Here is a 24112-nt window from a genome sequence, read left to right as displayed (position 1 = left end):
GCTCGCCACCCAGGGACGGCAGCTGGTCATCTCCCCCGACGCCGACGGGCGTCCGAGAGCCGCCGAGGCCGCGGTGCGGCAGATCGTCGGCGTCCTGCTCGACAACGCCGTCATCCACGGCGCGGGGTTCGCCGATGTGCAGAAGCTGATCGACGCCCAGCGCACAGGCGATACCTTCAAGCTCTACACCGAGCTTTCGCCGGACCAGATCAAGCAGTTCGCGTCCGCAGTCGACGCGCTGTCCGAGCCGGGTCGCGGAGGTCGTCGCCAAGTAAAGCAAAACTCTGAAACGCGCGCTAACCTCCCGATAACCTCGGGTTTGGTATGCAGGTGCAATATTAGTCCACTGTGGACTTCATTCTCAGAATTCTTCTGAACCGCTCAGGGTTTTCCGCCGTGTGCCGTGGTGAGGTGGCGACCTGAGAGGAGGGGCCGATGCCCCACTTGCGTACGTCCGGACGACACCGCAAACCGGCGACGATCGGACTCGTGGCACTGCTGGGAGTGGCCGGGGTGACGGCCACAGTGATCGCCCTGAGCAGTCCGGCGAGCAACGCGGCAACGGAGAATTGCACCGCGCTGGACACGGCGATGCAGAACAATCTCAGCTTCATCGCGAGCCAGCAGGCAGCGCCGGACTCCCAGTCCGCGGCCCGCATCGCCAACCGCAAGGCCGTGGTCGACCAGATCCAGCAGCAGCGGCAGGCCGTGGGCTGTCAGAGCAAGGTCACGGCGAGCCAGGCGGCGGTCGACTGCGCGGCGGTCGCCGGAGCCGCCGACGGCACTGCGGTGGCCGACCAGAAGGGCGTCGCCGGCCAGGCTGACGGAGCCGACCCGAACGGCACAGCGAATCAGAACGGCACAACGCAGAACGGCATGGCCGGCAAGAACGGCGCGACAGGCAACAGCGGCATGACCCGCAAAAAGCGGATGGCGAACCAGAACAGCGCGGCGGCCGACGGCGGTATGGCCGATCAGAACGGCCAGACCCAGAACGGGATGGCCGGCCAGCAGGACATGGCGGATCAGAACCCGGCAGCCGGTCAAGCCGCCGCGGCGGACCAGGCCTGTGCGGTCGTCCAGCAGTGTGTGGCGCAGGAGGCCGCGGTGGTGGACGCCAACGGCATGACGCAACCGGCTATGACCGGCCAAGCCGGAGCAGCCGCCCAGAACGGTATGGGCAACCAGAGCAGCATGCAGAACGGCACGGCCGACCAGCAGGGCACGGCGAAGCAGAACAGGATGGCCACCCAGCAGGGCACGCCACGGCCGACGCAGGCGGCCGGCCAGAACGGAATGGCCCAGAACGACACGGCCGACCCGAACGCAGCCGATCAGCAGGGGACGGCGCCCCAGGACGCGACCGCGGGCCAGGACTGCGCGGCCATCCTGCAGTGTGTCGCCCAGTCCGATCCCAACGCGGCCGCCGCCCAGCAAGGAACAGCCACCGGTCAGGCCGGCACAGCCGACCAGCAGGGCATGACCGGCGGGCAAGGCACGGCCAACGGCGCCGACCAGAAGGGGAAAGCCAAAAACAAGGCGAAAACCCAGGGCAACGCCGGTCAGCAGGCCACCGACCTCGCAGCCACCGATCAGGCAGCTGTGGACCGGGCGGCAACCATCGCGGCCGACTGCGTCGCCACGGCTGCCAACGTTGCCCAGGCGACCGGTGCCCAAGCGACCGGCACGCAGGCCACGGCTACCGACGGCACCCAGGCCACCGGCAGCCAGAACACCGCGGCTGCCGGGGAGGTCGTCTGCCCCGGCTCGACCGTCACGCTCTCCGGCGCCGCGGGCTCGCCCGCGGCGTCCAGCAACCAATTCGCCGCCGGCACCATGCTGAAGGTCACGAACCTGGACAACGGGAAGTCCATCACGGTGCCCGTGACCGCGACATCCGGAAGCTGCGCGCTGCTCAACAACTCGGCCTTCACCCAGATCCACCAGCCGGGCAAGCAGCTCATCCGCAACGCGAAGATCCAGAAGGTCGGCTAACGACCTCGGCTGGTGTGCGTCGGCGGTCCGCCGACGCACACCCACCGTCAGCCGAGACCCGGCAGCACTCGCGTGCCCTCCTCGCGGACCGCCTGCAGCGCGCGGGGATCCAGCCCGAGCAGGCGCAGGATCGTCGGCGCGATCTGCGTTGTCGCCACCGGTGCAGCGATCGTGCGGCGGTCGCGGTCCTGGCTGCTCACCACGAGCGGCACCGCACGGTCGTCCGCTGAGACGCCGCCGTGTTCGGCGATCTTCTTCGTGCCGCCGGTGTAGACGACGCCGTGCTGCGTGACGCCGAACAGGTCCGGCACCCGGTCGTCGCCGGGCCGCACGCCGAAGTAGCGGGCCGCGTCGGCACCCGCGTACACCGTCTGCAACCCCGAGCGGGTGAACGCCTTCGCCGCGCCGGTGCGGTCGGTGCCCGTTCCGTTCTGCGCCAGCAGGTACTGCTTCGCGAAGACCGTCGCGGCCAGCGAGCGGTCGGTCAGCCAGAGCAGCATCGCGTCGTCGTCGGCCGAGTGGACGACCAGGTCGCCGGCGCCGGGGTGGCGTGCCTGCCAGGCCGCGTTGAGCCCGGCGAGCAGCTTGGCGTCGTCGACGCGGGTCAGCGCACCCGGGTCGGTCGGCGACTGGCCGTGCTTGGCGGACAGGATGATCGTCGTGGACCGGTCGAGGTGCTGCCGACGCAGTTCGGCTGCGAACGCGCCGATCCGGCCGTCGACGAAGTCCAGCGCCGAGGTCAGCACCGGTCCGGGCACCGTGCCGCCGGGCAGGTAGCCACCGGGCTGTCCGCCGGAGGTCGGCAGCTTCTGCGCGGTGGACACAGACTGGAAGTTGAGCCCGAACACCGCCGGGGTGCCGGTGCGGTGCGTGCCGCTGTGGTCGTAGCCGTCGATCTCGTTCAGCACGGCCTGGGCCTTGTAGCCGTCGTACTGTTGCGTGGCGGCGTTGTCGGTGGTCCAGTCGCCGGTCCCGGCCGCGCTGTTGATCTCCGGGGTGAACAGGTCCTGCACGCCGGTGCCCGACGGGCCGTTCAGGATCTCGTAGGCGGGATGCTTGTCCGACCACGCCGTCCGCAGTCCGGCCTGGCGGGCCACCTCGAAGACGGTGTTGACCTTCAGGTACTGGTGCGGCTGCACCGGACGGCAGGTGCGTGGGTCGACCGGCAGGCCGGCCTGGTTCAGCAGGGTCTGCGGGGCGCCGGTCATGCCCAGCACGGACGCGGGCAGGCCCGACAGGCCCTGCCCGGCGTCGAGCCGGGTCTGGTCACGGTCGAGGTTCTCGGTGAGATCGACCTGCGCCCCCGGTTTCACGCCGGCGCACGAGGTCGTGCCCGCGGGCAGCAACGCGTGGTTGTAGGTGGCGTCGTAGTAGACGCCGGTGGTGGCCGGGTCGCCGCCCGTGAGCTGGCCGATCAGGCCGGGGAACGAGTCGGACGGCACCGGCGTGCGCGCGCCGGTGTACGACGTCCCCCGGGCCAGCAGGCCTGCCAGCGCCGAGCGCGGGTGCCGAGCGGCGTACGCGGTCAGGTCGGCCTGGTGCAGGCCGTCGACGGAGACGAGCAGGACGTGGCGGGTGCCGGCGTGGCCGTCCGACGCCGACGCGACGGGCACGGCAGTGAGCAAGCCCAGCGCGGCGAGTGCGGCCGGGATGCGGATCCGTTTCGGGGACAAGGGTTTCCTCCTCGCGGGCCCCGGACGGGGCCTCTCCGGCATCCCACGCCATCGATCCGGCCGTGACACGACCTCGGCGCGAACAGCCGGTGAACACAGCGACCACCACAGTCCATTGTGGACAAATACTGGCGCACGGCAGAAAGCCACGGCACCATCTGTCCATTTCGGACAAATGCCGACCGCGACGGACGCCCGACCCTCCGAGTCCGCCGCCCACTTTAAACTACGGGCGTGTAGAATTTCCACCGGGCCCTCTCGGCACTCGGCGGGCCGAGACGGAATCGGGGGTGTGAACGACGCCGTGATCACCTTCGGGCCCGCCCTCATCGCGGTGCTGGTCCTGCTCACCGCGGCCGGGGCCGCCATCGTCCGCTGGGGTGAGCTGGGCCAGGGGCGGGCGGTGCTGATCGCCGCCGTCCGCGCGGTCGCCCAGCTGGCCCTCGTGTCGCTGGTGATCACCGCGATCCTGCGCTCGAACCCGCTGACCGGCCTGTTCGTGCTGCTCATGTTCGGCATCGCCGCGGCGACGTCCGCGCGCCGTGCCGGCGGCTGGGCGAACCTCCCGTGGACGGCCCTCGCGATCGCGGCCGGCGTCGCCCCCGTGCTGGCGCTGGTCCTCGGCGCCGGGGTCGTCCCGCTGCGTCCGATCGCGGTCGTGCCGATCGCCGTCATCGGTGGCGCGATGACGGCGACGTCGCAGGCCGCGCGCCGGGCGCTGGACGAGCTGAAGGCCCGCCACGGCGAGTACGAAGCCGCCCTCGCCCTCGGCTTCATGCCCCGCCCGGCCGCGCTGGAGATCTGCCGTCCGTCGGCCGGGCACGCGTTGATCCCGGCGCTGGACCAGACGCGCACGGTCGGCCTGGTGACACTGCCCGGCGCGTACGTCGGTGTCCTGCTCGGCGGCGCCGGCCCGCTGCAGGCGGGCACGACCCAGGTGCTGGTCCTGATCGGGCTGCTCGCCGCCGAAGCCGTCTCGATCCTGGTGACCGTGCAGTGCGTCGCCGCCGGGAAACTCACCGACCGAACATACGACTTCCGGCGTACGCGCTACGCCGGAAGTCGCACCCCGGGCCCGCGCAGATCGCCCGCCAGACTGTCGCTCCGCCGTCGAGCTCCGTCCTAGGCTCCGCCCACGCCATGCCCGAGAGGACGAGAACGCCCATGATCGAAGCACGTGCCGTGTCCAAACGCTACGGCGAGAAGAAGGCCGTGGACGACCTCACGTTCACGGTGAAACCCGGCGTCGTGACCGGATTCCTCGGCCCCAACGGCGCCGGGAAGTCCACCACCATCCGGATGATCATGGGCCTGGACGCGCCCACCTCCGGCTCGGTCACGGTCAACGGCAAGCCCTACAAGCAACACGCCGCGCCACTGCACGAAGCCGGCGCTCTCCTGGAGGCCAAGGCCGTCCACACCGGACGGTCCGCCTACAACCACCTGCTCGCCCTCGCGCTGAGCACCGGCATCCCGCGCGGGCGCGTCGACGAGGTGATCGACCTCGTGGGACTGCACGAGGTCGCCCGCAAGCGCGTCGGCGGGTTTTCCCTCGGCATGGGCCAGCGCCTCGGCGTCGCCGCCGCCCTGCTCGGCGATCCCGCGACCCTGGTGCTCGACGAACCGGTCAACGGCCTCGACCCGCAGGGCATCCTCTGGATCCGCACCCTGCTGCGCGGCCTGGCCGCCGAGGGGCGGACCGTCTTCGTCTCCTCACACCTGATGAGCGAAATGGCCCTGACCGCCGAGCACCTGATCGTGATCGGCAAGGGCAAGCTCATCGCCGACACCTCGGTCGAGGACTTCATCCGGCGCGCCTCGAGCCGGGTCGTGCGGGTGCGCACCCCCGAAGCCACCAAGCTCCGCGACTTGCTCACCGGACCCGGCGTCGGCGTCACCAGCCTCGCACCCGGGTTGCTCGAGGTCAGCGGCCTCGACGGCGCCGAGATCGGCCGTATCGCCTGCCGCGACGCCATCCCGCTCGAAGAACTCACGCCCGTCCAGGCCTCCCTGGAAGAAGCGTTCATGGAACTCACCGACGACGCCCTCGAATACCGGGTCACCCCGGCGGCCCAGGAAAGGTCCGCGTCATGACGACCACCACCGCCCCAGTCACTACTGGCGGCGCACCGTCACCCGGGGTGCCATTGCCGGCCGACCTCAAGGTCACCCCGGTCCGGGTGCTCCGCTCGGAGTGGCTGAAGTTTCGCACGGTCCGTTCGTCGCCGCTGGCGGTCGCCGTGACCGTGGTCGGGATGATCGCGCTCGGCTGGATCTTCTCGGCCGCCGACGCGAGCCGCTGGCCGGTGATGCGGGCGCAGGCCAAGCTGCGCTTCGACCCGACCGACGTCAGCATCCGCGGCTACGTGCTGGCGCAGCTGGTGATCGGCGTGCTGGGCGTGCTCGTCGTCTCCGGCGAATACGGCACCGGGATGATCCGCGCGACCTTCTCCGCCGTCCCGACGAGGACGCCGGTGCTGTGGGCGAAGCTCGTCATCTTCGCCGTCGTGTCGTTCGTGGTGGGCACGGTCAGCTCGTTCGCCGCGTTCCTCGGCGGGCAGGCGTTCCTCAGCTCCCAGCACATCGAGACGACGCTGGCCGCGCCCGGGGTGTTCCGGGCGGTGTTCGGCGTGGGCCTCTACCTCACCGTGGTGGGCATGCTCGGCGTCGCGCTCGGCTGGCTGATCCGGCACACCGCCGGCGCCATCGCCACGCTGTTCGGGTTGCTGCTGGTGCTGCCCGGGATCGCCGACGCACTGCCGGACAGCTGGGCCCCGCACGTCGTGCCGTACCTGCCGAGCAACGCGGGACAGGCCTTGATCACGGTGCGCCCGGACGCGGCCATGCTCGCCCCGTGGACCGGGTTCGCGGTGTTCTGCGCCTACGTCGCCGTCGCGCTCGTGGCCGCGGTCGTTCTGCTCAAGCGCCGCGACGCCTGAGGCCGTGGAGGAGGATGGCGGGGTGAGCGACGCGGGTTCGGCGTGGCCGGTTTCCGAGCACGGCCTGGTCAGCGGGTGGCCCGGGGCCGAGCGGTTGCGCGCCTGGGCCCGGGGTCACCCCACAACCACGGACGTGCTGCTGGCCTGCGCCCTGCTGCCGCTCGCGCTGGTCGTCGAGCACCGCGGGGTAGCGGCGGCGGCCCGTCCGCTCCTGTTCGGGACGGGCGCGCTGCTGGTCTCGACACTGGCGTTCCGCCGTCTGTTCCCGCTGGCGACCCTGGCCGCGGCGTGCGTGTTCGCGCTGGTCCAAGGGCTCTTCGGGCCACCGTTCCCGCCTACCTCCATCGCGGTGCTCGTCGCCGTCTACACCGTGGGTGCGCATTCGGGACGGCGGCGGGCACTGACGGCGCTGGCGATCCTCGGCGTGCTGATCGCGGTCGAGGTCGTCCGCGGCGACGAGCTCGCCGAGTCCGCCGCCCGGTTCGTGTTCGCCGCCGCCGTCGTCGTCGCGGCGTTCGTGCTCGGGGTGAACGTGCGGATGCGGCGGGTGTACCTGGTGTCGCTGCGGGACCGGGCGCTGCGGGCCGAACGCGAACGCGACCAGCAGTCGCAGATCGCGGCCGCGCGTGAGCGGGCGACCATCGCCCGGGAGATGCACGACATCGTCGCGCACAGCCTCTCGGTGATGATCGCCCTGGCCGACGGGGCCGCCTACGCCGCGCGCACCGACGCGGCCGCCGCCGAAACCGCGTCGCTGCACGTCTCCTCGACCGGACGGCAGGCGCTCGACGAGATGCACCGGCTACTGGGCGTGCTGCGCAGCAACGGCGGCGAAAGCCCTCGTACGCCGCAGCCCGGCGTCGCCCAGATCGACGAGCTCGTCACCCAGGTGCGCACCACCGGCCTCCCCACGACGTGGACGATCACCGGCGAGTGGTTCCCCCTCTCCCCCACCGCCGGGCTCACGCTCTACCGTGTCGCCCAGGAGGCGCTCACCAACGTGCTCAAACACGCGGTCCGGCCGTCGGCCGCGCACATCCGCCTGACCTACCTCGATTCGGCGGTCACCCTAGAAGTCGACGACGACGGAGCGGGGCCCCGCGGCACCGCGGGCGCGCCGTCCGGGCACGGGCTCAGCGGCATGCGTGAACGCGTCGGTGTCTTCGGCGGCGAGGTCACCGCCGGACCCCGGCCCGGCGGGGGCTGGCGGGTCACGGCCCGGCTCGAACCCGGCCACACCGGATCGGCGGTCAACGCGTGATCAGCATCCTGCTCGTCGACGACGAACCCCTGCTGCGGCTGGGTTTCCGCCTGGTCCTGGAATCCCAGCCGGACTTCGCGGTCGTCGGTGAGGCCGCCGATGGTGCGGCCGCGGTCAGCCGCACCGCCGAGCTCGACCCCGACGTCGTCGTGATGGACGTCCGCATGCCCGGCGTGGACGGGATCGAAGCCACCCGCGAAATCGTCCGCTCGCACGCCCGCTCCCGGGTGCTGATCCTGACCACGTTCGACATCGACGAGTATGCCTTCCCCGGACTCAAAGCGGGGGCCAGCGGATTCCTGCTGAAGAACGTCCCGCCCGAGGACCTGATCTCCGCGATCCGGGCCGTGGCCAGCGGCGACGCGGTGGTCGCGCCGAGCGTCACCCGGCGGCTGCTCGACGCCATGGCCGACCGCCTCCCCGACCGGAGTCCGGCCGGGGATGCCCCGATCGCCGGACGCGGCCTCGAACGGCTCACCGAACGCGAACTCGAAGTCCTGAGGAAGCTCGCCCGCGGACTCTCCAACGCCGAGATCGCCGAAGAGCTGGTGCTGTCGGAAGCGACGGTGAAGACCCACGTCGGGCGCATCCTCAACAAGCTCGAGCTGCGCGACCGCGTCCAAGCCGTCGTGCTGGCCTACGACGTCGGCCTGGTACGGCCGGCCTGAGCCCGGCTCGAGTCCGACCTGGCCGCGCATCGAAGGCGGATTCCCGACACACGACCGGTCACACCACCGCAACCACGCGCAGGCAGCGCAGCGGAACGCCCGGCCTCGGCGTCACCGCCTTCCCCGACAGCTGACGGGCCACACCACCTGCGCGACGGTCCGCACGATCCTCATCGTGCGAGGTCAACGCGGCTCAACCCGCAGGGAACCGGTCCCTGGCCGTTGTCCGTCCAGCTTGACCTGGTGGCCTCCATGTCGTCGACGAAGCACGACACCGCCCGTAGCGTCCGGGCCCCGCTCCTGACTGCGGCGCTCGCGGCACTGGTGTTCGTGGCGCTGGTGTTCGTGGCGTTGCCGGCGTCGGCGAGCGACGCGCTGCCCTGGGTTTCGGGGTTCGATCTCGGCGTCCACACGTGGATGATGGCGCACCGGATCGCGGCCCTCGCCTCCATCGCCGCGGTGATCACCTCGACGGCGTCCTCGGCGTTCGCCGCCCCCCTGGTGTTCCTGGTCGCCGCCGTGCTCACGCGGGGAAGCCTGCGCGCCCGGCTCGTCCGCGCCGGGCTCGTCCTCGTCGTGATGCTGTCCCCGGTGCTGTGCCGCTACGGGATTCCGAGCTGATTGCCCGGCCACGGCCGCCCACGGCGGACTGGGCCGTCCAAACCGGCGGCCTGGCCTTCCCGTCGGGACACACCTCCGACGTCACCCTCGCCGCGGGCCTGATCGCCTGGCTCGTCGTCCGCCGGTTCACCGGCCCGGTCACGGCGTGGGTGGGATCGCTGCTCGCCGGTGCCTACGCCCTGCTGATCGCCTGGACCCGCGTCTACCTCGGCGTGCACTGGCCCACCGACGTCTTCGGCAGCTGGGCGTTCGCCACGGCCTGGCTGTCCGGAGCGCTCACCCTGCAACGGCTCGAAGAACGCGAGACGAGGACGTAGCAAATGGTGCGGTAGTTCCCACGCGCAGAGAATGTCAGGTCCGCAACCACCGGGGCCTGCGTCGCCATCGCGGCATCGGTGCTCACCACCTACAACGTCGGCCCCTGGCGCACCGTCATCGACGGGGCGGCTCGCAAAGCTCGTCAAGGGTTCGCGCCCGTCCCGCTGCAGAGGAACTCCACGACCTGCGACCGGGCTGATCACTCGATCGTGACGCCGGACTTTGCCATTCGCTCACCTCGCATTGGCAGGACGTGAACCCGGATCTCGTTACCGTGCGCCGAGTCGCACCCGAATCGCGACTCTCTCCCCTGCGAAACGACCGAGATTGCGAGCCCATGACCTCAGTACGGGTCCCCGTGCCCAACCGCACACTCCTGAACAAGGTGCCGGAAGTCACGCTCTACTTCTGGCTCATCAAGGTGCTGTGCACCACCGTCGGGGAGACAGCGGCCGACTTCCTCAACGTCGACCTGGGCTTCGGGCTGACCGGGGTGTCGATCGTCACCGGTGTGCTCCTGGCCGTCGCGCTGGTCTTCCAGTTCCGCGCGACCCGCTACGTCGCCGGGTTGTACTGGCTGACCGTCGCGATCGTGAGCGTGTTCGGCACCCTGGTCACCGACAACCTGACCGACAACGCCGGGCTGCCGCTGGAAGCGAGCACGATCCTGTTCGGCGTCCTGCTGGCCGTGACCTTCGTGGTCTGGTACGCGTCCGAGAAGACGCTGTCCATCCATTCGATCGTCACCCGCCGGCGGGAAACGTTCTACTGGCTGGCGATCCTGTTCACCTTCGCCCTCGGCACGGCGACCGGTGACCTCATGGCCGAGGTACTCGGCCTGGGCTACCTGGTGACCGGCGCCATCGTCGTCGCGCTGGTCGCCGTCACCGCCATCGCCTGGCAGTCCGGCCTGCACCCGGTGCTCGCCTTCTGGTTCATCTACGTCCTGACCCGGCCGCTCGGCGCGTCGCTCGGCGACTACCTCTCCCAGCCCTCGCGCCAGGGCGGGCTGGGCCTGGGCGCGACGGTGACCAGCCTGATCTTCGTCGCGGCGATCATCGTCACCGTGGTGTACCTGTCGGCCACCAAGGCCGACGTCGTTCCCGGCGAGGCCGCCGCACCCGTCGACGAACCCGGTCGGGGCGGGGGGTGGCAGACGGCCGTGTTCCTGGCGGTGGTCCTCACCGCCGGGGGTGTGGGATACGCGCTGCGCACGTCGGCGCTGCAGGCCGACCCCTCGCCGCAGGTGCCGGTCGCGCTGCAGCCCGTGCCCGGCGGCGGCCCGGCGCAGCCGGTACCGGTTTCCACCTCGCCCCTCGGTGACCTGTCGACGTTCCGCGGCATCGGCCAGGACACCTTGAACCTGCTGAGCAGCGGCGATCAGGCGGGTGCGACGAGCCGCGTCGACGACCTCGAAATCCAGTGGGACGACGCCGAAGCGCGGTTGAAGCCCAAGGACAAGGCCGAGTGGACGAAGGTCGACGGGAAGATCGACAAGGTCCTGCGCGAACTCCGGGCGGCGAACCCGGATCAGGCCGGCGAAAAGGACGCTCTCACCGCGTTGCTCGCGACTCTCGGCTGAGCCCGGCGGGCTCAGGGCTTTCCCACCGCCGCGCCCGCTTTCGCCCAGGTGGAGCGCAGGTCCGCCAGATAGGTCCGGGCCTGCGCGCCGGGCGCGGTACCGCGCCCGGCGCGCACGCCTTCATGTTGCCGGGCCCGGCGTTGTAGCCCAACGCGAGCAGTTCGTCGGTGGTTTACTGACCGGCGTGCTTCGCGGGCAGCTGGGTCGCCAGATCGTGCAGGCACCAGGCTTCGGCCTCGATGGCGAGGTCCGGATCGTCGGGCAGTTCCTGCCAATCGCGTCCGGAGAACGACCGGCCGCGGCGGGTCTGGTAGAACGTCGCGCGGTGCATGTTCGCCACCCCGAACGCGGCGTCCGGCTTGAAGTTCTGCCAAGCCCGCTCGAGCTGCGGGTCGTGCGGCTTGTACGACTCGTCGTAAAGAACGGCCAGCACCAGCTGCGCGTCGACGCCCGCCTCACGAGCCCGGGCGATGACCTGCGGTGTAAACTTCGCGTGATCGGGGTTCACCGGGGCGGCCTGAGCGGAGGAGCTCGTGGCGGGTGCGGGTGGCGTGACCGACGCCGCCGGAATACCGGCCCCCGGAGCGGCGGCGCACCCCGCCGTGGCCATGCTCAGCGCGCACACGGCCGCGAGCGCGCGATACGGCCGCATGAGTTCCGCCCTTCACCGGTCCGGTTCCCACTGTACGGCGTGCTCGCCTGACGTTCTTGTTGGCTTGCAAGGCTAACTCGGTGGTGAAGGTCTTGCCGGGCCCCTTGACGTCGGGGTCGATCGAGGACAGGACGTTCAGCACCGTCTGGGGCCACCTTCGGGAATGATGCCGTCCGGGTGTGGACGCCCTTTCGTCCGCCGGGGCCTTGGCGGCGCTGTCAGCGGTACGCATGTCGATGAGCACCTTCGTCCCGTGTTCACCCGCGACATCGCGTACCAGGAAACCGTCGATACTCTCTACGGTCTTTTGTGCGGCCCGGCCGTCCACCAGGCCTGCCGGCGACGGCTGACCGTTACGATGGCCCAGGTACCGGAGCAGGCACGGACCGCGCGACACGCCCAGTCCGCGGTCGAGGTGGCCAAACAGCTCGGTGTCAGCCGGGCGGCTGCGCAGCAATACCTGGCCGACCTCGTACGCCGCGGACTGCTGGACCTCAGCTTGAACTACGGCGCCGCGGGACCTCCGGAGCACCGCTACCACGCGCCGCGACGGTGAGGTCCGGACGCTCGGTCACGAATCAGCACCATCAGCACGGTCGTCAGACCCCGGCGGGCGGCAGCCCGCGCTTCTGCCGCGAGTTGACGGCGGGTCCCTTCGAAGATCAGCCATCCCGCCGCGGGGATGTGCGGCACGTCCGATACCGGCAGGTCCGCCGTGAGCGCGTCGAGGTCGTGGCGAACCTGACTGCGAAGACCTGGGCGAGGCGCTTCACCGAACACCACAACGACGAGCTACCCAACACAGCCGGCTGCTGTTGCCACACTGAGCGAGGTGCTACTGGTGTGGCGTGAGATCGTCAGGTGGGCGGCAGGCGGCGTGGCGGGCCTGCGGGTCGGATACCGCGGTGATCGTGTGCGGAGCCGAGTGGAGATCGATCACGATGGCCGAAGTGCTGGGCGCGGCAGCGGCGGCACATGCGGTCACCGTGAGCGCGGGCGTCCGCGCAGGCGGCGTCACCGTGAGTTCCACCTCATCCGAGTCAGTGACCGGAGCCAGCGCCGAGTGCGTCCAGGCGGTGCCCGATCCGAGTGCGGCCACGCCGACCAGGGGCAGGTCCCGGCCCTTGACATGAAGGGTGACCTGACCGGGAACGCCGGTGATCGTCACCGCGCCCAGCTGGGGCGCGCCACGGCCGCCGGCGCAGTGCTGAGCGGTGAGATCAGGTGGCGGGTTGCCGAAGACGACGGCTGAGGCGACGTAGTGGCCGTCGGGAAGGATGAACCACCGGTCGTCCGGCGTGTCGAGCCAGGCATCGGCGACGGTCTGGCCGAAGCAGTACCCCTCCAGCGCGATGCTGCACCCTCCGACCAGGCGCGGCCCGGCAGGCGGGTAGTCCTTGCCCGGCCCGGTGCGGACGATCACCCCGTCCGGGTGAGTGGTGCCGGTCCACCGGGCGCCGGCCGGCGAGGCGGGGCACCCCGGACCACCCGCTCCGGCCGGAGCCGTGGCGTCCCGGCTCTTCCACACGAGCGCCCCCGTCGCGACGAGCACTGCCACACACGACAGCACCGTCACCCGCGGCCACCGCCGTCGCCACCACGCTCGACGCGGTGCCACCGCAGCAAACGACGGCCCGACGACGTCGACGTCGACGGTTTCGCCGGCGCCGAGCTGATCGAGCGGCGGCCCGGTGACGGGGTCCGAATCCTTCGCCGCGGCGGTGAGGTGGTCGAGGTCGAGCAGCCACGGCTCGGGCTCGGCTCCACAGGCGCTCACATAGGCGGCCACGACCTCCCTCGACGGCAGTCGTTTCCCCGCCGCGGCCGCGGCAAGCGTCGACGGCGAATAGTGCACCCGGGCGGCCATCTGCCGATACGTCGGCGCTCCCGCCTCCTTGCGCAGCTGCCGCAATCGCACCGCAAGCATCACCGCCGGATCCGTGCTCTCGACGACAGCGCGCTCCGGACGTCCCGCACCCACCCTAGCCACCCCCAGTAGCCGACCTGCGTTGTGCAGGCCACAAGCGTTGTCCGATTGTCCGATTGTCGCGGGTCCCCGGCAATGTCGCTCGCCCCTCTGGCCCAGTCCGGACGCGGCTGGCTGGATGAGCCGGGCAAGCGGCCCCGGCCAACCGGTTTCGTGGGCCGAGCATCCGGAAAGGAACCCTTTGATGACATCCACGTTGTCCACCATCAAGAACGGGCTGCTGGCCCTCGCCGTCGCTGCCGCCGCCGCGGCGGGGCTCGCGGCCACCGCGCCGGCCGCCACCGCCGCGGTCACGGCACCCGCGGTGGCGCGACCGGCGTCGGCCACCTTCAACCCGGTCGACGCCGCCAACCTCGGCCTCACCCGCGTCGGGCAGCACGGCGGGCAGTGCAAGCAGTGGGTCAACGACATCTTCCGCGAGGCCTCCCACGGCCAGGTCAACCTCGGCGGCGGCTACTTCTCCGACTACGCCCGCGAAGGCGGCGGCCGCATCAACGCAGGCAACGCCTGGCGCGGCGACATCATCCAGCTCAACAACCCGGGCAACCGCGACGGCTACTACAACGGCATGCACACCGCGATCATCGTGTCCAACCTCGGCAGCGGGAACTACGACGTCGTCGACTCGAACTACAGCCTCAACGAGATCATCGGCCACCACACCTGGAACCCGTTCACCTCGGCCACTCGCAACGGCCTCGAAGTGAACGTCTGGCGCTTCTGACTGCCGGAAACGACGACGACGTCCGGCATCACCGCGCAACCGTGGTGGTGCCGGACACCGGCGATGGCCGGTGAGGTCTCACCCGGCGTCGACGCGCGCGACGTCTTCGCGGGTGGCCGAGAGGTACCCGACGAACGCGAGAATCGCCACCAGCAGGGCAAGACTGACCGGTCCCGTGCCGAGGTCCAGCCCGCCGCGGCCGGCGGGCACACGCATCCAGTCCGGTGACGGATTCCCGCCCCGGCCGCGAGCGCGAGGATAAGCCTCCAGCTCGGCGGTATCGCCTCGATCAGGTGATCAATCCGTCTTCCGGAACGGCGTGGAAGACGGCGTCCCCGTCGCGAACACAAGACGCTGACGGCCTCCTCGTGGCCGTTCGCCACGAAGGCGGTTTGCTGCTGCGCAGCAAAGGTCGCGTTGTCCTCACCGCGTGCGGAAGAGAAACCGGACGGCACTTACGTGAACCGCCCGGACGGCTCAGGTTGTTCCGGTGAGGTGCGCGTACACCACGATGTTGTCCAGGTAGCTACGCGCGGCACGGTCGAATTCACCGCCGCAGGTGACCAGCCGCAGCCCGGCGTACTCCACCGCGCCGTAGACGTCGTTCGCGGGAAACCGGCTTTTCGGGTACTGCCGCTTGGCGTCGACCATGAACGTCGCTGTCCGGCCGTCGCTGCGCAGGACGTCGATCTGGTCTCCGGGGCCGAGCTTGGCGAGCCTGGAGAACACCGCCGGCCCTCGGTAGGAGTCGATGTGCCCGAGGATGACCGACGCGCCCGCCTCACCCGGCGTCGGCCCTTTGTCGTACCACCCGGCCTTGCTGAAGTCTTTCGGCGCTTCGACGGTCCGATCGGGGTTGAGCCCCAGGGACAACAGCGAGCTGCTCACACCAATGCTGGGCACCTGCAGGGAGACGGGCGTCGACCGGGACAACGGCACCGGCGGACGGGGAGCCGCCGGACCGGTCGTCACCGGCGCCGAAGTCGCCGCCACCGTCATCGTCGTCGGCGGTGGGATGCTGCCGGCCGAGGCGACCGGTTCCGGACCGGACGTGCGCGTGACACCGATCCAGACCAGGCCGCCGCCGACGACGGCCAGCACGAGGGCCAGCGCGAGGAGGAGCACGCGCCGGCGCCGGCGGGAGTCGACGTGACGCCCGCCGGACCCGGCCGCTTTCGAACCAACGGAATCCGTGTCAGCCATCGGTTTCTACGTCGCCGTCCGGGCGGCGATGACGTCCCACCGCGACCGCCGCCGCGCCGGCGACCAAGACGGCACCCGTCGCAGTCAGGGCGACGCCGGTCGGGTCGTCGCTCGACCCGCCCGCTCCCATGTCCGGCGCACCGGCCGGGACGGTGGGGGTGGCGACCAGAAACGGGGCGACGGCGGCCAGCACGGTGGCCTTGTCCTTCGGGGTCTCGGTGTTGCCCATGAAGACCCCGCCCTTGGCGGGCAGGCCGAGCAGGTTCCCGACGACCGCCGCGTGCCGTGCTTCGACGCCAAAGATCCCGGCCGCGGCCTGCAGGATGGTCTTGTCCTTGACGAAGCCGGCCGCGCCGAGGTAGGCGCCAACCCCGACGTTCTCGAAGGTGTGACTGGCGGTCAGGAAGCTCATGCGGTTCTCGAACGCGCCGCCGAACTTCACCATCGGCGCCTCGACCGGGGTCCCGCCCAGCGTCTTGATCGTCGCGGTCAGAGTCGTGACGTGTGACTCCTCGTCGGACTGGATCTTCTTGAGGTAGTCGGCTTCGGCCCCCGAAAGGGAGACGGCCTTGTTGCCCTGCACGTAGAAGGCCGACTCGAGGTACTCCAGCGTCAACGCGTAGTTGAGGACGTCGAGGTCGCTCCCGAAGTCGCCGCTCTGGGCCAGCGCCCAGCGGTTGTTGAGCGCACCGAGCGCCAGCTGGGGCGACACCTCGGTGGCCTGCCCGTGGATGAGATCACGCCTGTTCATGAATGCTTTTCCTTACGAGGTCGGGGAGTCAGGAGAGGAACGGCTTGACGATGGCGAGGACTTCGTCTTTCGTCCGCTGCTTCTCGACGGGCGCCGGGAAGGGCGCCCCGCCCATCAGGGACGCCAGCACGGCCGCGTGCCGCGACTCCACACCGGCGATGGACGCGCCCGCCTTCAGCACGTCGGCGCTCTTGATCAGCCCGACCTGACCGTGGTAGGCCGTCACCCCGACTTCTTCGAACGTCGACGCCGACTTGAGGAAGCCCGCCTTGTCGGCGAACGTCTCGGCCGGGTACTTGATCGCCGGCTTGGCGACCGGAGTGCCGCCGAGCTGCTTGATCAACGCCGTGACCGCCGTGACGTGGGCGCTCTCGTGGTCGGCGATCTCCGTGATCAGTTCGAGCTCGCGCCCGCTGACGAGCTTCTTCGCCAATCCCATGGTGTAGAAGTCCGATTCGAGGTATTCGAGGGTCAGCGCGTAGTTGAGGATCTCGAGATCACCCGCGTTGCCCGCGGCCGGCGCGGCGATCGCCGAGGTCACCGCCGACCCCAGGCCGCCGGCGACCAGCGTCGCGCCGACCCCGACCAGACCCGCCATCCGCAGGAAGGCCCTGCGGTCACTCTCCTTCGCGATACCCAGCACCGGCTTGCCGCCGAAAACCCTGTCGTTCCTGGACGATCGCATTCGACATCACGCTCTCTGCGCTCTGCTCGCGGCTGGGCCGGGCAGGCTCGTTGGTGAAGATCCAGCCGGATCACCCGGGAAACCGGTGTCCGCCGACGACCACGATTCGGAGGCACGCCCGTTCGGGTTTACGCGGCCGGGAAGACTCGACGGTCCCCCACCCTCGGCAGATCTGCTCGGCCACGACCTCGACCTGCGGCGACGTCGACGGAAGAGCTGAAGTCTCGGAACGTGACCACGACCGGGAATCACTCTGATGGTCTAACGGCCGCGATCCGGCCCGGCTCGGACCAAGCCCGGCGCGGCAATGCCTCGAACGTTCTGTGAAGAGGCAGCCCAGCCCCTGCTGCCGCACGCGCGTTCATCTTCTGCCGGTCGGACTGCTGAGGCTGGAACGAGCCCATGGAAAAATTACTCGAACGGGTGGCGAGCGGTGATCGCTCCGCTTTCGAGCTGTTGTACCGCGAGTTCTTCGGTCTCGTCTTCCACACCGTGTACGCGGTCGTGCAGGACCATGCACAGTCCGAAGAAGTCGCCCAAGAAACCCTTTCTCGAGCTCTGGTCGACGGCCGCGCGGTTCAACGGGGCGCAGGGCACCGGCGCACGCTGGGTCACGATGATCGCGCGACGGAGGGCTGTCGACCGGGTGCGGGCGGCGCAAGCGGCACGGGAGCGCGACACCTTGATCGCGCGTCAAGCGCTGATCCCGACGGAGCCCGATCCCAGCGAGCTCGTGCTGGGCAACGCCGAGGTCCACCGGATCCGGGCCGCACTGGCCTAACTGACGCAGGCCCAGCGTGCTTTGCTGACGCAGGCCTACATCGACGGGGTGACCTACCGGGAAATCGCCGCCACACTGGGGATTCCGGTCAACACAGTGAAGTCGCGGGTCCGGTTGGCCGCGGCCAAGCTCCGGGCCCTGATCCCGCAGTGAACCGTCGTCAGCCCAAGATGGACGTCCGTGACGCCTCCACTGGTGACGGGGCCCGCCTGCAGCAATGGAGCTGTCACAACGGTCCGGCCCAGGCCTTCCGTCTCGTCGCGAAGGCCTGACCTGCCGGCTCCGGCCGGCACTCGCTCCTGAAACGTCGATCCGGCAACGGCCGGCCGCCCATCCCGGCGCGCCGGCCGTTGCCGGACAGGAGCCACAGCACCCGGCGGTGTGATCAAACGCCGCGGGCCGGTTCTAGCCGCGGCTGGACTCGTCGCCGCGGCCACCGTCCTGGCCGGAGTGCCCACGATCGTCTCCTCGGCCCGGACCGCCGCCGCACCCACCGCGGTGCAGGTCTACTGGAGCTCGGAATCCCAGACTCCGGGCTACGGCCCCAAGGACGGCAACTGGTTCACCAACCCGGCGGCCGGCCTGGCCGGCACACCTCACCAGTTGTCCCGGCAAGCCGATCTGACCACCATCACCGCCGACACCACCACGCGGACCAGAACGTGCTCGGCGTCGGCTCTTCGCTGGAGGAGTCGACCATCTACAACCTGTCCCCGGATGAACCCCACCACGCGCGAGGCGGTGCTGCGCAAGCTGCTCGACCCGAACACCGGTGCCGGGTTCAACGTCGCCCGCATCTCCCTGGGCTCCAGCGACTTCACCGGACGCGATTTCTACACCTACGACGACGGCGCGCCCGACCCGGCCCTGTCGCGGTTCTCCCTCCAGAAGGACATCGACTACAACATCATCGGCGGGTCGCTGATCGACTCCGGCATCCCGTGCTCGCCACTACTTCCGCAAGGCCATCCAGGCTTACGCCGATCAGGGCCTGCCGCTGCACGCGGTGACCATGCAGAACGAGCCCCTGTTCGCCCCGCCGGACTACCCGGGCACGACCGTCACGCCCGACCGGGAACGGCGACTCGCCAGTGCCCTGCGCGCCGAGTTCACCAACAACGGCGTCGGCGCGACCAAGATCTGGGCGTTCGACTACCACTTCGGCGACGGTGTGAACTGAAGCGCCGGGGTGCTGACGTCGCCGGGAAGATCGTCGCCGAACGCCTGGTCCACCGGCCGTGCACGAGCATCGGTTCGCCGCAGCGATCGATCACTGAAACCCGGCCCGCGGACACGCCGTGGTCGTCACGACCAGGTGGTGCGACAAATCCCCGCGCCGGCGAGATCGAGGGCCCGAACGCCTGGTCCGCCGTGCCGTCCAACCCGATCCCAGCGTGAGCTCTGACCGTCGCCTGCTCCACCCCGCTGCGCATCTGTGCGACCACACCGCATCGGCCGCCCCGAAGACTCCGGCGACCTGTCAGACCGCACCCATCACGATGTCGCACCGCACCATCATCGAACCGGATCGCCAAGGTCGCCTCGGGTGGTCGGCACGTGGGCAGCACAACCGCCATCACCCTGTCCACCAGCAGCTGAACGTCAATCGCGGCAACCTTCCGGGTTGAGTGCCGGCGTCGCCTGTGCGAGCATCCGGGGCGCCGGTCAGGCGTCGGCCTGCCCAGGTGACACCGACCGGATGGCGTCGTCGATCTCCAGGTCGATCAGCCGCTGCGCGTCGACGGTGTGAGTGCTCAGCACGCCGGTCAGTTCGAGGCTGACGATCCCGTGCACCCGCGTCCAGATCAGGATCGCGGCCCGGCCGGTGCGCGGCGTGGTGTCCGGCCGTTCCTGCATACGAGCCCACTGCCGCAACTGCGCGTCGAGCGTGCGGTCACCGCTGCTACTGTCGGCCGGCTCGCCGTCCTGGGCCGCGACCAGCAGGTCGACGAGCAGCGCCATCGCCTGGTCCAGCGGGGTCTGCGAGGCCGCCTCGCCCGGCGCGTCCCCCGGCCGCGTGCCGAACAGCATCGCGTAACGCCACCGGTAATGCAGCGCCCAGTCGCGGTACGCGGCGACCACAAGTCGGATGCGCGCGCGCGGTGCCCGCCTGCTGCCTTCGACGGCGTGACTCATCGCCGTGGTGAGCTGGTGGTAGGACAGGGTGATCAGGTGCGCGATCAGCGCGTCCCGCGACGGGAAGTAGCGGTAGACCGCCGGCGCGGACATCGCCATGCTGCGGGCCAGTGCCGCGATCGACAGCGCGTGCACGCCTTCCGCGTCGATGATCGCGAACGAGGTGTCCTCGATCTCCTGAAGCGTCTGGGCCCGCAGACGCTCGCGTCTGCTCACCGTCCGCGGCTGGTTGTCCATCATCGCATCGTAACGGACCATGCGAATTTCGACGAGTAGTTCGTTCTGCTACGACTAGTAACAGAACGATCGGGCGCCGTAGCGGCGCAGGCCGCTCAGCATCGCCTCGATTTCGGTCCGGTAGAGCAGCGCGGGGTCGACCCCGGTGGCCACCAGGTGCCGGCCCAGCTCCAAGCTGATCAAGCCGTGCAGCCGGCACCACCAGACCAGCCCGAAGTGCAGCACTCCGGTCGGCAGGACGCCCTGATCGCCGCAGTTCCAGGACCGGATCTGCCGCTCCAGTGTCGCCGGGATCGGCATGGTGGGCGGCTGACCCGCCTCGGCCACGACGCCGAGGAACACGTTCATGCTCCGCTGCGCGACCGGCACGATGGGGCCGGCGGCGTAGTCGCGACCGGAGCCGTGAGTGGTCTCGTACGCCAGGTGGTAGGCGTTGGGCTGGGCCAGCGCCCAGTCGCGGTAGGCGTTGGCGACCGCCCGGACCTGCGCGGCGGGCGAGGTTCCCGGCTCGGTGGCGGCTTTGAGGGTGCGGGCCAGCGCGAGGTGGATATCGACGGCCAGTTCGGCGAGCAGTTCGTCGCGGTTGCCGAAGTAGCGGTACAGCGACGGCGTCGACATCGCCATGCTGCGCGCGATCGCGTTGAGCGACATCGACTCCGCACCGCCTTCTCGCAGCCGGGCCATGGCCGCTGCCTTGATCTCCGCGACGGTCTGGCGCCGGTACCGCTCGCGCCGGGTCGGCTCCTGCTCGGACATCGCTGCCACCTCTTTCGAGAGATACTTGTTGACGCAGTATGACACACCAGTGCATAGTTACGACCAGTAACAGAACGGCGGACCGTCGCAGAAAACCGAGGAGCCGAAATGACCGAGACGAACACCTCCGCCGAGGCCACCCTGACCACGACCGAGATGGTGCTGCCGGGCAAGGTCGAGCCGTCCGGGATGCAGCTGGTCCAGCGCACGCTGCCCGCCCTCGCCGCCGGACAGGCCCTGGTGCGCGTCGAAGCGACCGCAGTGTCCTTCGCCGAGAGTGCGATGCGCCGCGGCCGCTACTTCGGCCAGCCCGCCTTCCCGTTCGTGCCCGGCTACGACCTCGCCGGCGTCGTCGAGGCCGTGGGCCCCGGCGTCGACCAGGCCTTGCTCGGCCGGCGGGTTGCCGCGCTGACCAAGACGGGCGCCTGGGCCACCAAGGTGCTGCTGACCGCCGCCGACCTGGTGGAGGTGCCCGACGGGATCGGCGCCGACGAGGCGGAGACCCTGATCGTCAACGGACTGACCGCCTACCAGATGCTGCACCACACGGCGAAGGTGCGAGCCGGCCAGACCGTGCTCGTGCTGGGCGCCAGCGGCGGTGTGGGCTCGATCCTGGTGCAACTCGCCCGGCACGCGGGCGTCCGCGTGATCGGGACGGCGAGCCCGCGCCATCACGACGCACTGCGCGAGCTGGGAGTCGAGCCGATCGACTACCGGGATCCCGACCTCGCCGTGCGTGTGCGCGAGGTGGCCCCTGACGGCGTGGACGCCGTGTTCGACCACCTCGCCGGCAAGAGCCTCTCCCTTTCCTACCGGCTGCTCAACCGCACCGGCACCCTGGTCTCCTACAGCATCGCCAGCAAGCTCGACGACAGCACGCCGGTACTGCTCAGCTTCCTGCCGCTGCTGGCGAAGCTGGCGTTCTGGAACCACCTGCCCACCGGCAAGCACGCGAGCTTCTACGACGTGTGGTCGGGTGCGGGCAAGCCGGACTCGGCCAAGCGCGAAGCGTTCCGGGCCCGGATTCGCACCGACCTCACCCACGTTTTCGGCCTGCTGCGCGACGGCGTGCTGACCGCGAAGGTCGCCGCCCGCTACCCGCTGGCCGACGCGGCCGCGGCCATGGAGCTGTCCGAGTCGTCCAACCGAACCGCGCTCGGCAAGATCATCCTCGCGCCCTGACGTCCGCACCCAGCGCCGAGCGGCGCTCCGCCCTGGACGGACGAAAGCCTCCGCGAGGCACTGCGCCGGCAACCGGCTGGTCCACGTCTATCACCGCGACGACCTGAAGGAAATCAGCATGACCACGTCATCCACCACGGCCACCCCGCCTCGAGTCGTCGCGCGGTGGGCCGGACCCGCCCTCATCGCCGTAGTGCTCGTCAGCCTGATCGCCGAAGCGATCGTCGCCAGCGCCTGGGACCGGCGTCCGTACAGCTACATCGACGACTACGTCAACTTCCTCGGCAGCCCATTCGCCGGCGAATTCCGCGGCGTCCTCATCTCGTCTCCGCTGTGGTGGCTGATGAGCATCGCCTGGATCGTCGCCGGAGCACTCGCCGCCGCCGCGAGCATCGCCCTCGGCCGCCGGCTCACCGGTTGGAGACGACGGACGATCACGGCTCTCGGCTCGGCGCAGGCGATCGCCCTGATCCTCTTCGCCGTGTTTCCGCTTGGCCCGGCGCGCTTCGACGACGGGACCCTGCCGCTCTACCTGGCCGGAGCGTTCCTCTCGATCATCGCCGGGAACGCCCTCGCCATCGTCACCGGCCTCTCCCACCGGCCCCTCGGGCTCCCTCGACGGCTCGCGATCGTCAGCATCACCATCGGCGCCATCGGGCTGCTCAACATCCCTCTCACCTACGGCTGGGTGCCCACTGGGCTGGCCGAACGCATCTCCCTCTACAGCTATCTCCTCTGGGCTCTGCTCACCGGCCTCGCACTCATCCGGTCCGCCGCCGGCAAAGTCCGGAATCAGTAGCGCGCAGTCGCGGATTGTCAAAGCCGGATTGCCGAACAGGAAGAAACTTCCCGCGCTATCCGGTGTGGACGGCCTACATTCAGGCACTGGAGGGGCACCTGAAGAAAGGCGCCCGCGTGCGGTTGGCGGAAGGGCATCCCGACCAGCGCCCCTATGTCGTGCGTGTCCCTCCCGCCGAGGCCACCCCCGGCCTCAGGCTGGCCCGGGAGGCCGTGGTCCCAGGAGCTCCACGGCTGCCCCGCGTCCTCTTCACCGGGACCCACGAATTCGTGCTGACCGCTCTCGCGGACGCCGGGATTGAGTTGACGCCCCGTGAGTATTCAATCGTAGCGTGGTTCTGTGTGACGCCCGGGCCGCTGGCGGTGGCGTGTTCGAGGTTTGTGCCGGGAGCTGCCGGCGCAATGCCGGGCGTGGGGACGCTGGGCGTGCTGTGGGACGGGTCCGGGTGTCACGCGCTGGACTGGCGGATGCCGGGGCGGTGGTCATGGGGTGGCGGCGGGGCACGCACGGATCACGACCGTTCGGACTCCTCCGGCGGCCGGCCGAGTGAACGGCCGTCGGTCCGGGGTTGCCGGGTGCGAGTTCTGAGCCTTGGTCCCAGGTCAGCGTGAGCCGGACGTCCGCAGGAAGGCCCCCGAAACTGGCAATGAGGGCGTCACGAACGGTGCCGGCGCTGCGGTCAACCGGCAAGTGCACGAGCTTGAGGTAGCGGCTGGTGCGGTCAACCAGGGTGGCGATCGCGGACTGGTTGCCGCGACCGACGATCAGATCCCCTTCCCAGTCACCGATCCGAGTTCGGGTGCAGACGACCGGAGGCCGGTGATCGACCAGCTGGGCGGGCTCGACGAACCGACTTCGCCGCTCGTCCGGACGCCGACGTTGTTTGCGCATCGAACGCCCGGTCCGCAGCTTCCTCGTGAGGGAGCGGCTCAGGCCGCCCTTGCCGCCGTGGTAGATGGCCTGGTAGGTCGTCTTGTGGCAGACGTGCCAGGTTGGCCGGTCCGGGAATGCCGTGCGCAGGTGGTTGGCAATCTGTTCGGGGCTCCACTCCAGCTCGAGCTTGGCCTGCACTTCGGCCCGCAACTGCGTATCGAGGATCAGCCGCGTGCGCTTGGGGCAATGGGTGCGTGCCCGGGCATGCGCCTGTCAACGCTTCTTCAAA

26 protein-coding genes and 2 pseudogenes are annotated in these 24112 nt (G+C 70.1%); 18 read left to right on the top strand and 10 right to left on the bottom strand.

Annotated features, from left to right (window positions below; genetic code table 11):
- Positions 1-376, top strand: a pseudogene (locus tag ACLJQZ_RS46455) (hypothetical protein); the annotation flags it as partial.
- 113 nt (positions 377-489) lie between these two features.
- Positions 490-1995, top strand: a complete 1506-nt coding sequence (locus tag ACLJQZ_RS46450; RefSeq protein ID WP_410627923.1) for a hypothetical protein — start codon at positions 490-492, stop codon at positions 1993-1995.
- Between the two features lie 47 nt (positions 1996-2042).
- On the opposite strand, the gene ACLJQZ_RS46445 is transcribed toward ACLJQZ_RS46450, so the two are convergent.
- A complete protein-coding gene (locus tag ACLJQZ_RS46445) occupies positions 2043-3668 on the bottom strand; it encodes an alkaline phosphatase family protein (RefSeq protein ID WP_410627921.1) in 1626 nt (541 codons plus the stop codon).
- Positions 3669-3960: 292 nt separating this feature from the next.
- Here ACLJQZ_RS46445 and ACLJQZ_RS46440 point away from each other — a divergent pair, with 292 nt between their 5' ends.
- From ACLJQZ_RS46440 to ACLJQZ_RS46405, 8 genes are all read left to right on the top strand, one after another.
- Entirely contained in the window at positions 3961-4794 is an 834-nt protein-coding gene (locus tag ACLJQZ_RS46440) for an ABC transporter permease (protein ID WP_410627919.1), read from the top strand.
- A gap of 38 nt (positions 4795-4832) precedes the next feature.
- Complete coding sequence (locus ACLJQZ_RS46435) at positions 4833-5762, top strand: ABC transporter ATP-binding protein (protein WP_410627918.1); 930 nt, start codon at positions 4833-4835, stop codon at positions 5760-5762.
- The gene (locus tag ACLJQZ_RS46430; protein ID WP_410627916.1) at positions 5759-6607 is read left to right on the top strand and encodes an ABC transporter permease subunit; all 849 of its coding nucleotides are present in this window, start codon (positions 5759-5761) and stop codon (positions 6605-6607) included. The genes ACLJQZ_RS46435 and ACLJQZ_RS46430 overlap by 4 nt, the downstream gene beginning before the upstream one ends.
- 22 nt (positions 6608-6629) lie before the next feature.
- A complete protein-coding gene (locus ACLJQZ_RS46425) occupies positions 6630-7868 on the top strand; it encodes a sensor histidine kinase (protein WP_410627914.1) in 1239 nt (412 codons plus the stop codon).
- Positions 7865-8536, top strand: coding sequence for a response regulator (locus tag ACLJQZ_RS46420; RefSeq protein WP_410627912.1), 672 nt, complete (start codon positions 7865-7867; stop codon positions 8534-8536). Before ACLJQZ_RS46425 ends, ACLJQZ_RS46420 begins: the two co-directional genes overlap by 4 nt.
- A 252-nt stretch (positions 8537-8788) precedes the next feature.
- Positions 8789-9157, top strand: a complete 369-nt coding sequence (locus ACLJQZ_RS46415; RefSeq protein WP_410627910.1) for a hypothetical protein — start codon at positions 8789-8791, stop codon at positions 9155-9157.
- A complete protein-coding gene (locus tag ACLJQZ_RS46410) occupies positions 9133-9474 on the top strand; it encodes a phosphatase PAP2 family protein (RefSeq protein ID WP_410627908.1) in 342 nt (113 codons plus the stop codon). Before ACLJQZ_RS46415 ends, ACLJQZ_RS46410 begins: the two co-directional genes overlap by 25 nt.
- Positions 9475-9812: 338 nt before the next feature.
- On the top strand, positions 9813-11057 hold the full coding sequence (locus ACLJQZ_RS46405) for a hypothetical protein (RefSeq protein WP_410627906.1): 1245 nt from the start codon (positions 9813-9815) through the stop codon (positions 11055-11057).
- 172 nt (positions 11058-11229) lie between these two features.
- Here the strand turns inward: ACLJQZ_RS46405 and ACLJQZ_RS46400 are convergent, their stop codons facing one another.
- Complete coding sequence (locus ACLJQZ_RS46400) at positions 11230-11709, bottom strand: lytic transglycosylase domain-containing protein (protein WP_410627904.1); 480 nt, start codon at positions 11707-11709, stop codon at positions 11230-11232.
- Positions 11710-11962: 253 nt separating this feature from the next.
- Here ACLJQZ_RS46400 and ACLJQZ_RS46395 point away from each other — a divergent pair, with 253 nt between their 5' ends.
- Positions 11963-12265: a helix-turn-helix domain-containing protein gene (locus tag ACLJQZ_RS46395; protein ID WP_410627902.1), complete on the top strand. Its 303-nt coding sequence runs from the start codon at positions 11963-11965 to the stop codon at positions 12263-12265.
- A gap of 279 nt (positions 12266-12544) precedes the next feature.
- Here the strand turns inward: ACLJQZ_RS46395 and ACLJQZ_RS46390 are convergent, their stop codons facing one another.
- Positions 12545-13891, bottom strand: a complete 1347-nt coding sequence (locus ACLJQZ_RS46390; protein WP_410627900.1) for a helix-turn-helix domain-containing protein — start codon at positions 13889-13891, stop codon at positions 12545-12547.
- On the opposite strand from ACLJQZ_RS46390, the gene ACLJQZ_RS46385 reads away from it, so the two are divergent.
- Positions 13881-14420, top strand: coding sequence for a hypothetical protein (locus tag ACLJQZ_RS46385; RefSeq protein WP_410627899.1), 540 nt, complete (start codon positions 13881-13883; stop codon positions 14418-14420). The genes ACLJQZ_RS46390 and ACLJQZ_RS46385 overlap by 11 nt on opposite strands.
- 78 nt (positions 14421-14498) lie before the next feature.
- Here the strand turns inward: ACLJQZ_RS46385 and ACLJQZ_RS46380 are convergent, their stop codons facing one another.
- The 4 genes from ACLJQZ_RS46380 to ACLJQZ_RS46365 form a co-directional block, all read right to left on the bottom strand.
- Positions 14499-14636 (bottom strand): hypothetical protein, encoded by a 138-nt coding sequence (locus tag ACLJQZ_RS46380; protein WP_410627897.1) that lies wholly within the window; start codon positions 14634-14636, stop codon positions 14499-14501.
- Between the two features lie 261 nt (positions 14637-14897).
- Positions 14898-15623 (bottom strand): class F sortase, encoded by a 726-nt coding sequence (locus ACLJQZ_RS46375; RefSeq protein WP_410627896.1) that lies wholly within the window; start codon positions 15621-15623, stop codon positions 14898-14900.
- Positions 15616-16374, bottom strand: a complete 759-nt coding sequence (locus tag ACLJQZ_RS46370) for a ferritin-like domain-containing protein (protein ID WP_410627895.1) — start codon at positions 16372-16374, stop codon at positions 15616-15618. Before ACLJQZ_RS46370 ends, ACLJQZ_RS46375 begins: the two co-directional genes overlap by 8 nt.
- Before the next feature lie 28 nt (positions 16375-16402).
- Entirely contained in the window at positions 16403-17059 is a 657-nt protein-coding gene (locus ACLJQZ_RS46365; RefSeq protein ID WP_410627893.1) for a ferritin-like domain-containing protein, read from the bottom strand.
- A 514-nt stretch (positions 17060-17573) separates the two neighbouring features.
- Between ACLJQZ_RS46365 and ACLJQZ_RS46360 the strand changes: the two genes are divergently transcribed.
- The 4 genes and pseudogenes from ACLJQZ_RS46360 (at position 17574) to ACLJQZ_RS46345 (ending at position 19020) form a co-directional block, all read left to right on the top strand.
- The gene (locus tag ACLJQZ_RS46360) at positions 17574-17840 is read left to right on the top strand and encodes a hypothetical protein (protein ID WP_410627891.1); all 267 of its coding nucleotides are present in this window, start codon (positions 17574-17576) and stop codon (positions 17838-17840) included.
- Positions 17841-17993 (top strand): RNA polymerase sigma factor, encoded by a 153-nt coding sequence (locus ACLJQZ_RS46355; protein WP_410627924.1) that lies wholly within the window; start codon positions 17841-17843, stop codon positions 17991-17993.
- A 564-nt stretch (positions 17994-18557) separates the two neighbouring features.
- Positions 18558-18722: pseudogene (locus ACLJQZ_RS46350) on the top strand (hypothetical protein); the annotation flags it as partial.
- 130 nt (positions 18723-18852) lie between these two features.
- Positions 18853-19020 (top strand): hypothetical protein, encoded by a 168-nt coding sequence (locus tag ACLJQZ_RS46345; RefSeq protein ID WP_410627926.1) that lies wholly within the window; start codon positions 18853-18855, stop codon positions 19018-19020.
- A 485-nt stretch (positions 19021-19505) separates the two neighbouring features.
- On the opposite strand, the gene ACLJQZ_RS46340 is transcribed toward ACLJQZ_RS46345, so the two are convergent.
- Positions 19506-20213: a TetR/AcrR family transcriptional regulator gene (locus tag ACLJQZ_RS46340; protein ID WP_410627890.1), complete on the bottom strand. Its 708-nt coding sequence runs from the start codon at positions 20211-20213 to the stop codon at positions 19506-19508.
- A gap of 54 nt (positions 20214-20267) precedes the next feature.
- Entirely contained in the window at positions 20268-20969 is a 702-nt protein-coding gene (locus ACLJQZ_RS46335) for a TetR/AcrR family transcriptional regulator (protein WP_410627888.1), read from the bottom strand.
- A 108-nt stretch (positions 20970-21077) separates the two neighbouring features.
- Between ACLJQZ_RS46335 and ACLJQZ_RS46330 the strand changes: the two genes are divergently transcribed.
- Together ACLJQZ_RS46330 and ACLJQZ_RS46325 are read left to right on the top strand one after the other, a co-directional pair.
- On the top strand, positions 21078-22151 hold the full coding sequence (locus tag ACLJQZ_RS46330) for a medium chain dehydrogenase/reductase family protein (RefSeq protein ID WP_410627887.1): 1074 nt from the start codon (positions 21078-21080) through the stop codon (positions 22149-22151).
- 118 nt (positions 22152-22269) lie between these two features.
- Positions 22270-22950 (top strand): DUF998 domain-containing protein, encoded by a 681-nt coding sequence (locus ACLJQZ_RS46325; RefSeq protein ID WP_410627885.1) that lies wholly within the window; start codon positions 22270-22272, stop codon positions 22948-22950.
- A 249-nt stretch (positions 22951-23199) separates the two neighbouring features.
- Here ACLJQZ_RS46325 and ACLJQZ_RS46320 read toward each other — a convergent pair whose 3' ends face one another.
- On the bottom strand, positions 23200-24033 hold the full coding sequence (locus tag ACLJQZ_RS46320) for an IS30 family transposase (protein WP_410627883.1): 834 nt from the start codon (positions 24031-24033) through the stop codon (positions 23200-23202).
- Positions 24034-24112 lie beyond the last annotated feature (79 nt).

Source organism: Amycolatopsis sp. cmx-8-4, assembly GCF_046548675.1.
Lineage (GTDB): Bacteria > Actinomycetota > Actinomycetes > Mycobacteriales > Pseudonocardiaceae > Amycolatopsis.
The sequence above is the reverse complement of the archived record's forward strand: the minus strand, read 5'-3'. Positions and strand labels throughout refer to the sequence as shown.

Coding starts and splice junctions, on each gene's coding strand:
- ACLJQZ_RS46435 (WP_410627918.1), top strand. CDS start 4,833: ATGATCGAAGCACGTGCCGTGTCCAAACGCTACGGCGAGAAGAAGGCC.
- ACLJQZ_RS46430 (WP_410627916.1), top strand. CDS start 5,759: ATGACGACCACCACCGCCCCAGTCACTACTGGCGGCGCACCGTCACCC.
- ACLJQZ_RS46415 (WP_410627910.1), top strand. CDS start 8,789: ATGTCGTCGACGAAGCACGACACCGCCCGTAGCGTCCGGGCCCCGCTC.
- ACLJQZ_RS46405 (WP_410627906.1), top strand. CDS start 9,813: ATGACCTCAGTACGGGTCCCCGTGCCCAACCGCACACTCCTGAACAAG.
- ACLJQZ_RS46400 (WP_410627904.1), bottom strand. CDS start 11,709: ATGCGGCCGTATCGCGCGCTCGCGGCCGTGTGCGCGCTGAGCATGGCC.
- ACLJQZ_RS46385 (WP_410627899.1), top strand. CDS start 13,881: ATGACATCCACGTTGTCCACCATCAAGAACGGGCTGCTGGCCCTCGCC.
- ACLJQZ_RS46380 (WP_410627897.1), bottom strand. CDS start 14,636: ATGCGTGTGCCCGCCGGCCGCGGCGGGCTGGACCTCGGCACGGGACCG.
- ACLJQZ_RS46375 (WP_410627896.1), bottom strand. CDS start 15,623: ATGGCTGACACGGATTCCGTTGGTTCGAAAGCGGCCGGGTCCGGCGGG.
- ACLJQZ_RS46370 (WP_410627895.1), bottom strand. CDS start 16,374: ATGAACAGGCGTGATCTCATCCACGGGCAGGCCACCGAGGTGTCGCCC.
- ACLJQZ_RS46365 (WP_410627893.1), bottom strand. CDS start 17,059: ATGCGATCGTCCAGGAACGACAGGGTTTTCGGCGGCAAGCCGGTGCTG.
- ACLJQZ_RS46360 (WP_410627891.1), top strand. CDS start 17,574: ATGCACAGTCCGAAGAAGTCGCCCAAGAAACCCTTTCTCGAGCTCTGG.
- ACLJQZ_RS46345 (WP_410627926.1), top strand. CDS start 18,853: ATGCAGAACGAGCCCCTGTTCGCCCCGCCGGACTACCCGGGCACGACC.
- ACLJQZ_RS46340 (WP_410627890.1), bottom strand. CDS start 20,213: ATGGACAACCAGCCGCGGACGGTGAGCAGACGCGAGCGTCTGCGGGCC.
- ACLJQZ_RS46335 (WP_410627888.1), bottom strand. CDS start 20,969: ATGTCCGAGCAGGAGCCGACCCGGCGCGAGCGGTACCGGCGCCAGACC.
- ACLJQZ_RS46330 (WP_410627887.1), top strand. CDS start 21,078: ATGACCGAGACGAACACCTCCGCCGAGGCCACCCTGACCACGACCGAG.
- ACLJQZ_RS46325 (WP_410627885.1), top strand. CDS start 22,270: ATGACCACGTCATCCACCACGGCCACCCCGCCTCGAGTCGTCGCGCGG.